This is a genomic window from Cypionkella sp. (assembly GCF_036782355.1).
Classification (GTDB): domain Bacteria; phylum Pseudomonadota; class Alphaproteobacteria; order Rhodobacterales; family Rhodobacteraceae; genus Cypionkella.
Genome location: NZ_DAIPZF010000033.1, coordinates 21,350 through 31,938, shown reverse-complemented (window position 1 = coordinate 31,938; position 10,589 = coordinate 21,350). Strand labels below are relative to the sequence as shown.

The following is a 10,589-nucleotide window of genomic DNA, read 5'->3' as shown; positions in this document are numbered from 1 at the left end:
GCCCCCCAAAGCCGGGGGGTGGGGGGGCGGGAGCGTCTTTGGGGGGCCTTAGTAAGGCGCGTCCACCGGCCCCATACCGACATAGACGCTTTTGATTTGGCTGTAATGTTCCACCGCCGCATGGCCGTTTTCGCGCCCCACGCCCGAGGCTTTCACCCCGCCAAAGGGGCTTTCCACCGGCGTCAGATTATAGGCGTTGATCCAGCAAGTGCCGGCTTGCAGCGCCGCAATCACCCGATGCGCCCGGGTCAGATCGGCGGTGAACACCCCTGCGGCAAGGCCAAATTGCGTGTCATTGGCGCGGGCCACCACCTCGGATTCGTCGTCAAAATCCAGCACCGCCATCACCGGGCCAAAGACCTCTTCGCGGGCCAAAGTCATGCCATCGGTGACATCGGCAAAAACGGTGGGCTCGACGAACAACCCCGCCTGCGCGCCCTGCCCGCCGCCGCAAACCAGCCGCGCGCCCTCGGCCACAGCGCCCTGCACATAGGCCAGCACCTTGTCGCGTTGCAGCTCTGACACCAGCGGCCCCATCTGCGTCGCCTCATCCAGCGGATCGCCCATCACAATCGTCGCGGCCCGTTCGGCCAGCCGCGCCAAGAACCGCGCCTTGATGCCTTTTTGCACAAACACCCGCGTACCATTGCTGCACACCTGCCCGGCCGAATAGAAGTTGGCCAGCATGGCCGCCCCCACCGCATCCTCTAGGCTTGCATCGTCAAAGATGATCAAGGGCGATTTGCCGCCCAGCTCCATCGTCACATGCCGCATTCCGCCGGCAGCTGCCGCATAGACCTTTTGCCCCGTCGGCACCGAGCCTGTAAGCGAGACTTTGGCCACGCGCGGATCGGTGACAAGGCTGCCCCCCACCCCGCCGCGCCCTTGCACGACGTTAAAAAGCCCCGCTGGCAGCCCCGCTTCGATATAGATCTCGGCCAGTTGCAAGGCGCCAAGCGGCGTGACCTCAGAAGGTTTGAACACCATGGCATTGCCCAAAGCCAGCGCCGGAGCCGATTTCCAGCAGGCAATCTGGCTGGGGTAATTCCAAGCGCCGATGCCGACGCAAACCCCCAAAGCCTCGCGGATGGTATAGACAAAATCGCGCCCCAAGGGGATGGTCTGGCCGGTGATCGTCGGGGCAAGACCTGCGAAATATTCCAGCGCATCAGCCCCCGAGGGCCAATCGGCAACCAGCGTTTCCTGAAGCGGTTTGCCGGTGTCCAAGGTTTCCAGCCGCGCCAGATCGGCATTGCGGTCGCGGATGATGTCAGCTGCCCGCCGCAGGATCCTTCCGCGGTCCACCGGGCGCAGGGCGGCCCAAGCGGTCTGCGCGCGTGTGGCACTGGCCAAGGCTGCCTCGATCACCGCAGGGGTTGCCTCGTGCAGCCGCGCAATCACCGCCCCCGTGGCCGGATAGATCACCTCGATCACAGCCCCTGCGGTGTCTTCGACATAGGCGCCATCGACAAAATGGCTCGCTTTTGGTTGCGCAATCATCACGCCCCCCTTTCCAGTTTAGAATTCAAATAATTCAACGCGGTCTTGACCGCTGCCGCCCCATCAGGCGCGCCCGACTTCAACACTTCGCGCAGGTAAAGCCCGTCAATCAACGCGCCCAAGCCATCGGCGATGCCAATCGCCCGCGCCCCCGCCAAAGGCCGCAGTTCCGCCATCAGGTTCGAGCGTAACCGGCCCTGATATATCTTCAAAAGCCGTTTCGCCTCGGGCACGGTCTGGGCCAAGACCCAAAAGTTCAGCCAAGCCCCCACCGCTTCGCGCCGGAAATTGCCGGCACTGAACGAGGCCGCCAAAATCGCCGCCAGCCGCGCCTGCGGACCCTCTGCCGCCGCAAGCGCGCCGCGCACCTCGGCGCCGTAAAGCGTTAGGATATTGCGCATCGCGGCCAAAAACATCTCTTCCTTGCTGCCAAAATAGTGATGCGCCAAAGCGCTGGACATGCCCGCACGCTTGGCGATCTGGCTGACCGTCACATCCAAAGACCCCGCCCGCCCGATTTCTGCAATCGTGGCTTTGACGAGGGCCGCCTTTCGGATAGGCTCCATTCCAAGCTTTGGCATAGTTGCGCCTTTTCAGGAAAAACACTTGCTTTCTGCAGCTATCTTGAAGTTTATTGACTCGTCAATCAACAAAAAACAGGGATACCCAAATGACCCTTCGTTCTACGCTACTTGCTTCTGCCGTGACCTTTGCCATGGCCGGTTCCGCCTTTGCTGCTGGCTGCGATAAAGTGACCTTCTCGGATGTGGGCTGGACCGACATCACCGCCACCACCGCCGCGACCAGCCTTGTGCTAGAGGCTTTGGGCTATGAGACCGAAACCAAAGTGCTGTCGGTGCCGGTGACCTATGAAGGCATGTCCTCGGGCGATGTCGATGTTTTCCTTGGCAATTGGATGCCAACCATGGAAAGCAATATCGCCGCCTACCGCGACGCCAAAACCGTGGACACCGTGCGCGCCAACCTTGAGGGCGCGAAATATACGCTGGCGACCAATGCCAAAGGTGCCGAACTGGGCATCAAAGATTTCGCCGATATCGCAGCCCATGCGGCCGATCTGGGTGGCAAGGTTTACGGCATCGAGGCCGGCAATGACGGCAACAAGCTGATCCTTGATATGATCGAGCAAAACGCCTTTGGCCTGAAAGATGCGGGCATCGACATCGTCGAAAGCTCCGAGCAAGGCATGCTCGCGCAGGTTGAGCGCGCCGATAACGCAGGCGAGGCGATTGTCTTCCTTGGCTGGGAACCCCACCCGATGAACGCCAAGTTTCAGATGAGCTATCTGACCGGCGGCGATGATTTCTTTGGTCCAGATCTGGGCGGCGCAACCGTCTATACCAACACCCGCGCGGGCTATGTCTCTGAATGCGCCAATACCGGTAAGCTGTTGTCCAACCTTAGCTTTACGCTGGCGATGGAAAACGAGATCATGGGCGCGATCTTGAACGATGGCGCTGATCCAAAGGCTGCCGCCAAGGCTTGGCTGGCCGCTCATAGCGATGTGCTTGGCCCATGGCTGGACGGCGTCACCACCAAAGACGGTGGCGATGCCATGGCGGCTGTCAGCGCTGCCTTGAAGTAAACCAACAGGGCCCCGAAGCCATCTTCGGGGCCTTATCTTGTCTAAAAGGGGCACCACATGGATTGGCTAACGGCCTATAAACTCCCGATCGGAGCATGGGCGAATACGATCTTTCTTTGGATGAAAGTCAATCTGGCCTGGGCCTTTAACGCGCTTGCCAAGGCGCTTGAATGGCTGATCGAGGGGTTTTTGTGGCTGCTGCAAACCCCCAATCCTTTGGTGATTATCGCTGTGTTCATGGCCATCGCTTGGGCCATGCAGCGCAATTGGAAAACCGTGATCGGGGTTGGGCTGGGGTTTTTGTTCATCATCAACCAAGGCTATTGGAAAGAAACCACGGAAAGCCTGACGCTGATTGTCTCGGCCTGTGCGGTTTGCATGGCTTTGGGCGTGCCAATCGGCATTGCCTGCGCGCATCGTCCTCGCCTGAACGAGGCGCTGGCCCCCGTGCTTGATCTGATGCAGACCCTGCCGACCATGGTCTATCTTATTCCGGCGGTTGTGTTTTTTGGCCTTGGCATGGTGCCGGGCCTTGTCGCCACCGTGATCTTTGTGCTGCCCGCCCCGATCAGGCTGACCGAGCTTGGCATCTCATCCACCCCGATTGCGCTGAAAGAGGCCGCAACCGCCTTTGGCGCCACCCCCAGCCAAAAGCTGTGGAAGGTCGAACTGCCTTGGGCCTTGCCGCAAATCATGGTCGGGCTGAACCAAACCATCATGCTGTCGCTGTCGATGGTGGTGATTGCGGCCATGGTCGGGGCAAACGGTGTCGGCATTCCGGTGCTGCGCGCCTTGCAAAGCATGAATATCGCGAAGGGTTTCGAATCTGGCATGGTCATCGTGGTCATCGCCATCACCCTGCGCGCAACCTTCCAGCGCAAGGGCTGAGCCATGAACGCTATTGAATTTGACCGCGTCTCGATTGTTTTTGGCGATCACCCTGACCGCGCCTTGCCGCTGATGGATCAGGGCCAAAGCCGGTCCGAGATTCAGGCCAGCACCGGCCAGATCCTGGGCGTGCATGATTGCAGCCTTTCGGTGGCCGAGGGCGAGATTTTGGTGCTGATGGGGCTGTCGGGGTCGGGAAAATCGACGCTTTTGCGCGGGGTGAATGCGCTGAATCCGGTGGTGCGCGGCGAGGTGCGGGTGAAAGACGGCGATCAGATGACCTCTGTCACCACCGCAGATGCGGCCACTTTGCGCCGGCTGCGGCTGTCAAACATCGCCATGGTGTTTCAAGCCTTTGGCCTGCTGCCATGGCGCAGCGTGCGCGACAATGTCGGGCTCGGGTTAGAGCTGGGCGGTCAATCGCCCGAGGCGCGCCGCGCCAAGGTGGATGAACAACTTGCGCTGGTGAACCTGTCGCAATGGGCCGAACGGAAGGTGGGCGAGCTGTCGGGCGGCATGCAGCAACGCGTCGGCCTTGCCCGCGCCTTTGCCACCGATGCGCCGATCCTGCTGATGGACGAGCCGTTTTCGGCGCTGGATCCGCTGATCCGCGCACGGCTGCAAGACGAGCTGCTGGATCTGCAAGCCAAGCTGCGCCGCACCATCATCTTTGTGTCGCATGATCTGGACGAGGCCTTTAAGATCGGCAACCGCATCGCGCTGATGGAGGGCGGGCGCATCGTGCAAATCGGCACCGCACGCGAGATTATCGCAAATCCGTCGTCTGACTATGTCGCGGATTTCGTGGCACATATGAACCCGATGGGGGTTTTGACCGCGCGCGATGTGATGCAGCAAGGCGCGGGCCAAGGGCCAGAGATTGACGCCGAAATGCCGGTGAAAGCGGTGATGGAGCAGCTTGCCACCGCGCCAGAGCTGACGGTCACCCAAGCCGGGGCCGCGATTGGCGTGGTCAATGCCGGCGGGTTGATGGCCAAGCTGATCAACCCGCGCGGCTAAAGCCTATTCCGTTACATCACCCACAGCGGCGGCTTTGGCCGCTGTTTTCTTCGCGGCTGGTTTTTTCGCAGCCGCCGTCTTGGCAGGGGCCTTTTTCGCCGCAGGCTTTTTCGCCGCCGCAGGTTTGGCGGCAGCTTTTTTCGGCGCGGCCTTCTTGGCAGGGGCTTTCTTTTTGCCGCCCGACTTGCCCGCCTTTTCAGCGATCAGCGCCAAAGCCTCTTCCAGCGTCACCGCTTCGGGGGCGATGTCTTTGGGCAGCGTTGCATTGACCTTGGCCCATTTCACATAAGGCCCGTATTTGCCCGGCATCACCTGAATTGGCCCGCCGTCGGGATGCTCGCCCAGCTCGCGCAGCGGCTCGGCCGCAGGGCCACCCCGCCGCCCTGCCAGTTTCAGCGCCAGCACTTCGACCGCGCGGTTCATGCCGATGGTAAAGACCTCTTCGACATCGGGGATATTGGCGTAAACACTGCCATGTTTGACATAGGGGCCAAAACGCCCGATCGCGCTTTCGATCATCACGCCGTCGTCGGGGTGCGGGCCAATCTGGCGCGGCAGGCTTAACAGCTCAATCGCACGCTCTAGCGTCAGGCTTTCGGCAGGCCAGCTTTTCGGCAGGCTTGCGCGCGGCGGTTTCGGGGCCTCTTCGCTGGCCTCGCCCTTTTGCACATAGGGGCCAAAGCGGCCGGCGCGCAGCGAAATCTCTTGGCCCTCGGCATCCAGCCCCAAGATCCGGCCATCGACCGAGCCACCCTCTTCGCCCGAAATCGGACGGGTATAGCGACATTCCGGATAATTGCCGCAGCCAATGAAAGCCCCGCCCGAGCGCGAGGTTTTCAGATGCAAACGCCCCGTGCCGCAGCTGGTGCAGACCCGCGGATCGCTGCCATCTTCGCGCAAGGGGTAAAGATGCGGCGACAGAAAATCGTCGATCTTGGTCAGCACTTCGCCAATGCGCAGATCGGCCGTCTCGGCAATCGCAGCCGAGAAGTCGCGCCAGAACCGCGCCAAGACTTCCTTGTAATCGCGCTCGCCCGCCGAGACATCGTCAAGCTGGCTTTCCAGATCGGCGGTGAAATCATATTCGACATAGCGGCGGAAGAAATTGGTCAAAAACGCGGTGACCAAGCGGCCCTTGTCTTCGGGAAACAGCCGGTTCTTGTCTTTGCGCACATATTCGCGGTCGACAATCGTGGTCAGCACGCTGGCATAGGTCGAAGGCCGCCCGATGCCCAGCTCTTCCATCTTTTTGACCAAGGTGGCTTCGGAATAGCGCGCAGGCGGTTGGGTGTGGCTTTGGTTGCCCAAAACCGCGCCATCGGCACTGATCACCGCCGAGCCAATCGCGCGCGGCCCAAGCGGCGCGCCTGCGTCTATCAGATCGAAATCATCCTTCGACACCGCCTCGGCCTGCTTTTGAAACGCTGCTTCAAAGCCACCCTTTTTCGGGCTGACGGCTTCGGATTGCATGATCTGCGGCAGCTTGCCCTCGTCTTCATCCTCGTCGTCGCGGCCCTCTTCATAGACCTTGAGAAAACCGTCAAACAGCGTCACCTGACCCGAGGCGCGCAGCCCGACTTGGCCATCCGCACTGCCAATATCGACCGAAGTGCGTTCAAGCCGCGCCGAGGCCATTTGGCTGGCGAGCGTCCGCTTCCAGATCAGCTCGTATAATTTGCGCTGATCGGCCTCGGTCAAGCGCAGATCATCCGGCCCCGCCGTCATATCGGTGGGGCGGATACATTCATGCGCCTCTTGCGCGTTCTTGGCCTTGTTTTTGTAGATCCGTGGCGCGTCGGGCACATAGGCCGCACCAAAGCGCGCGCCAATCGCTGCCCGCGCGGCGGTCACCGCTTCGGGGGCCATGTCGATGCCATCGGTCCGCATATAGGTGATGTGGCCCGCCTCATAAAGCCGCTGCGCTGCGGACATGCAGGCCTTGGCCCCCATGCCATATTTGCGGCTGGCCTCTTGTTGCAGGGTCGAGGTCATAAAGGGCGGCGAGGGGTTGCGCATCGCGGGCTTGGCTTCGACCGATTGCACCGTCAGCGCCCGCGAGGTCACCGCCTGCACCGCCAATTCGGCAGCAGCGGCGGTGGCAATGTCGAATTTATCCAGACGCTTGCCGCCCATCTGCACAAGGCGGGCGGTAAATTCTTGGCCGCGCGGGGTCAGCAGAACCGCCGAAACGGTCCAGAATTCGCGGGCGCGAAAAGCCTCGATCTCCATCTCGCGCTCGACCACCAAACGCAGGCAAACCGATTGCACGCGGCCAGCGGACCGCGAGCCGGGCAGTTTGCGCCACAGCACCGGCGACAGGGTAAAGCCCACCAAATAATCGAGCGCACGCCGCGCGAGGTAGGCATCTACCAAGGGCTGATCGACCTGACGCGGATGCTTCATCGCCTCGGTCACCGCCTCTTTGGTGATGGCGTTAAAGGTGACGCGGCTGACCTTTTTGCCTTTCTTCAGACTGCTGGCCAGCGCCTCTTGCAAATGCCAAGAAATCGCCTCGCCCTCGCGGTCAGGGTCGGTCGCAAGAATTAACTCGTCATCGGTTTTCAGCGCGTCTTTGATGGCGTTGATATGCTTTTTGCTATCAGCGGCCACCTCCCATTTCATCTCGAACTCATGCTCGGTATCGACCGAGCCGTCTTTTGGCGGCAGGTCGCGCACATGGCCGTATGATGCCAGAACGACATAGTTCGATCCAAGATATTTGTTGATTGTCTTGGCTTTAGCGGGCGACTCTACGACGACAACGGGCATGGAATTCCCTTGAAAACACTTGCGAGGATAGCGGGGCACCATGTGGGCCATATCGCGGCGTTGTCAACAGGTGGTGGCAAGATGCCGATGCTGCGGCGGAACTTTCTCGTCACCACTGGCAGAATTTGGCGGCGCGCGCTAGCCGCGCAGACTAAGCAATCCGCCGGCATGGCGGCTGATCCGGCCCTCCAACTCCAGCGCCATCAGCGCCGAGGCAAGCCCGCCCGCAGGCAGATCCAGATCGCGGATCAGCTGATCTTCGGCCAAGGGGCTGGGGCCCAACCGCTCAAGAATCTGGGTATGCACCGCGGCAATTTCGGCCATGGGGCGACGCTGCGGCACCGGCCCCGGCAGATCGACCACAGCCACAGGCGGTTGCGGCGCTTGGGCGCGAAACGGCCCGCGCAGGCCAATCGCCTCCAGCACATCGCTGGCCGAGCGCACCAAGGTCGCGCCATCACGCAGCAAAATATTGCAGCCCGCCGCGCGCGCATCAAAAGGATGCCCCGGCACCGCCAAAACCTCGCGCCCCTGATCCAAGGCATTGCGCGCCGTAAGCAGGCTGCCCGAGCGCGCCGCAGCCTCGACCACCACCACCGCCCGCGCCAAGCCCGAGACGATGCGATTGCGCTGCGGGAAATGCCGTGCTTGCGGCGCCAAGCCCATCGGCTGCTCAGACAGCAGACAGCCCGCGCGCGCAATCTCGCCCGCCAAGGCCGCGTTCTCTTGCGGATAGATCACATCGACCCCACCCGCCTGCACGGCAACCGTGCCGCCCTGCAAAGCCGCCTGATGCGCCTCGGCATCAATGCCGCGCGCAAGCCCCGAGACCACCACCTGCCCTGCCTCTGCCAGCCCCAAGGCCAGCCGCCGCGTCATCCGCAGCCCCAAGGACGAGGCATTGCGCGCCCCCACCAGCGCCACCATCGGCCGCGCCAGCAGCCCGACATCGCCCTGCACCCATAAAACCGGCGGCGCATCGGGCAGATCCATCAGTGGCAGCGGATAGCCCGCCTGCCCCCAAAGCAACAGCTGCGCCCCCAGCGCCCGCCCTGTGGCCCATTCGTGGCGCACCACCTCAATTGGGCAAAGCGCATAATTCTCAACCCCAGCCGCCCGTGCGACCTGCGGCAGGGCTGCAAGCGCTGCCTCTACATCGCCGTGTTCGGCCAAAAGCTTGTGAAAACTGGCAGGCCCCACCCGTCGCGAGCGGATCAGGCGCAGCCAAAGCAAGGGATCTTGCGGCTCTGCCTCGGCAAACCCCTGCCGCTGCGCCTGATTTTGACAAAATGCCATCACCGCCTCACACTCTTTACAAGGCTCAGTCTGCATCCGGCAGGGTTAACAATTGGTAAACGTCGCCGGTAAAATCGCTGGACTAAATTTCATCTAAAACTGGACTTATCGAAACCATGGCTGGGCAGATTGCGGCAGGCCAGCAATTCGATCAAACTGCCGGAAATACTCTCAAGGATCCCAGCCATGCAAAACGCCGAAATCGCCCGCCGCCGCACCGATGCCATCTCGCGCGGGGTGGGGGTGCAAACCGAAATCTATGTCGATCACGCCCTGAACTCCGAGGTTTGGGATATCGAAGGCAAGCGCTACATCGACTTTGCAGCCGGCATCGCGGTGGTCAACACCGGCCACTGCCACCCCCGCGTGATGGCCGCGGTGACGGCACAGCTGTCGAAATTCACCCACACCTGCCACCAAGTGCTGCCCTATGAAAACTACGTCCGTCTGGCCGAGCGTCTGAACGCCGCCGTGCCCGGTGAATTCGACAAGAAAACCGTATTTGTCACCACCGGCGCCGAAGCGGTTGAAAACGCTGTCAAAGTCGCGCGCATCGCCACCGGCCGCAATGCCATCATCGCTTTTGGCGGGGCGTTTCACGGCCGCACCATGATGGGCATGTCGCTGACCGGCAAGGTCGACCCCTATAAAAAGGGTTTCGGCGCGATGATGCCCGATGTCTACCACATCCCCTTCCCGCAAGAGGTGCACGGCATCACCACCGAAGAAGCCCTTGCCGGCATGACCAAGCTGTTCAAAGCCGATCTCGACCCGACCCGTGTCGCGGCAATCATCTTTGAACCGGTGCAGGGCGAAGGCGGCTTCTACCCCGCGCCAAAAGACCTGGTCGTCGCGATCCGCAAACTGTGTGACGACAACGGCATCGTGATGATCGCAGACGAGGTGCAAACCGGCTTTGCCCGCACCGGCACCATGTTCGCGATGGAGCAATATGGCGTCGCGGCCGACATAACCACCATGGCAAAAGGCCTTGCAGGTGGTCTGCCGCTTGCAGCCCTGACCGGCCGCGCCAGCCTGATGGACGCCGCCCACCCCGGCGGCCTTGGCGGCACCTATGGCGGCAACCCGCTGGGCATCGCCGCCGCCAATGCGGTGCTCGATGTGATCGAAGACGAAGACCTCTGCGCCCGCGCCAACGAGCTTGGCGGCCGCCTGAAACAGCGGCTCGAGGCCATTCGCTCCACCACCCCCGAAATCTGCGACATCCGCGGTCCGGGCTTCATGGTGGCGATCGAATTTGCCAACCCTGGCAACCATGCCCCCGACGCAGGCTTCACCACCCGCGTCCGGCTCGAGGCGCAAAAGCGCGGCCTGATCCTGCTGACCTGCGGCGTCTACGCCAATGTGATCCGCTTCCTTGCGCCGATCACCATCCCCGACGCGCATTTCGCTGAAGCGATGGACATCCTCGAAGCCGCCGTCGCCGCCGCCCGCACCGCCTAAGCAAACCCCAAAGGCGCGCCCCCACATCAGGGCGCGCCCCACCCCC

8 protein-coding genes are annotated in these 10,589 nt (G+C 61.9%); 4 read left to right on the top strand and 4 right to left on the bottom strand.

Annotated elements, in window-relative coordinates; all coding sequences use genetic code 11:
* Positions 1–48: 48 nt before the first annotated feature.
* Positions 49–1,500, bottom strand: a complete 1,452-nt coding sequence (gene betB, locus V7Q10_RS12435) for a betaine-aldehyde dehydrogenase (protein ID WP_333869430.1) — start codon at positions 1,498–1,500, stop codon at positions 49–51.
* Entirely contained in the window at positions 1,500–2,081 is a 582-nt protein-coding gene (gene betI, locus V7Q10_RS12430; protein WP_333869429.1) for a choline-binding transcriptional repressor BetI, read from the bottom strand. The genes betB and betI overlap by 1 nt, the downstream gene beginning before the upstream one ends.
* Positions 2,082–2,170: 89 nt before the next feature.
* Between betI and choX the strand changes: the two genes are divergently transcribed.
* From choX to choV, 3 genes are read left to right on the top strand one after another with little or no spacing between them, the layout of a single operon-like run.
* Entirely contained in the window at positions 2,171–3,106 is a 936-nt protein-coding gene (gene choX, locus V7Q10_RS12425; RefSeq protein ID WP_333869428.1) for a choline ABC transporter substrate-binding protein, read from the top strand.
* Between the two features lie 57 nt (positions 3,107–3,163).
* Positions 3,164–3,994 carry a choline ABC transporter permease subunit gene (choW, locus tag V7Q10_RS12420; RefSeq protein ID WP_333869427.1) on the top strand — a complete coding sequence of 277 codons (831 nt, stop codon included), beginning with the start codon at positions 3,164–3,166 and terminating at the stop codon, positions 3,992–3,994.
* 3 nt (positions 3,995–3,997) lie between these two features.
* A complete protein-coding gene (gene choV / locus V7Q10_RS12415) occupies positions 3,998–5,014 on the top strand; it encodes a choline ABC transporter ATP-binding protein (RefSeq protein ID WP_333869426.1) in 1,017 nt (338 codons plus the stop codon).
* Positions 5,015–5,017: 3 nt separating this feature from the next.
* On the opposite strand, the gene topA is transcribed toward choV, so the two are convergent.
* Both topA and dprA read right to left on the bottom strand, forming a co-directional pair.
* Positions 5,018–7,783 (bottom strand): type I DNA topoisomerase, encoded by a 2,766-nt coding sequence (topA, locus tag V7Q10_RS12410; protein WP_333869425.1) that lies wholly within the window; start codon positions 7,781–7,783, stop codon positions 5,018–5,020.
* A gap of 138 nt (positions 7,784–7,921) precedes the next feature.
* Positions 7,922–9,079: a DNA-processing protein DprA gene (gene dprA, locus V7Q10_RS12405; protein WP_333869424.1), complete on the bottom strand. Its 1,158-nt coding sequence runs from the start codon at positions 9,077–9,079 to the stop codon at positions 7,922–7,924.
* Between the two features lie 186 nt (positions 9,080–9,265).
* Between dprA and V7Q10_RS12400 the strand changes: the two genes are divergently transcribed.
* A complete protein-coding gene (locus V7Q10_RS12400; RefSeq protein ID WP_333869423.1) occupies positions 9,266–10,543 on the top strand; it encodes a 4-aminobutyrate--2-oxoglutarate transaminase in 1,278 nt (425 codons plus the stop codon).
* The last annotated feature ends 46 nt before the right edge of the window (positions 10,544–10,589 follow it).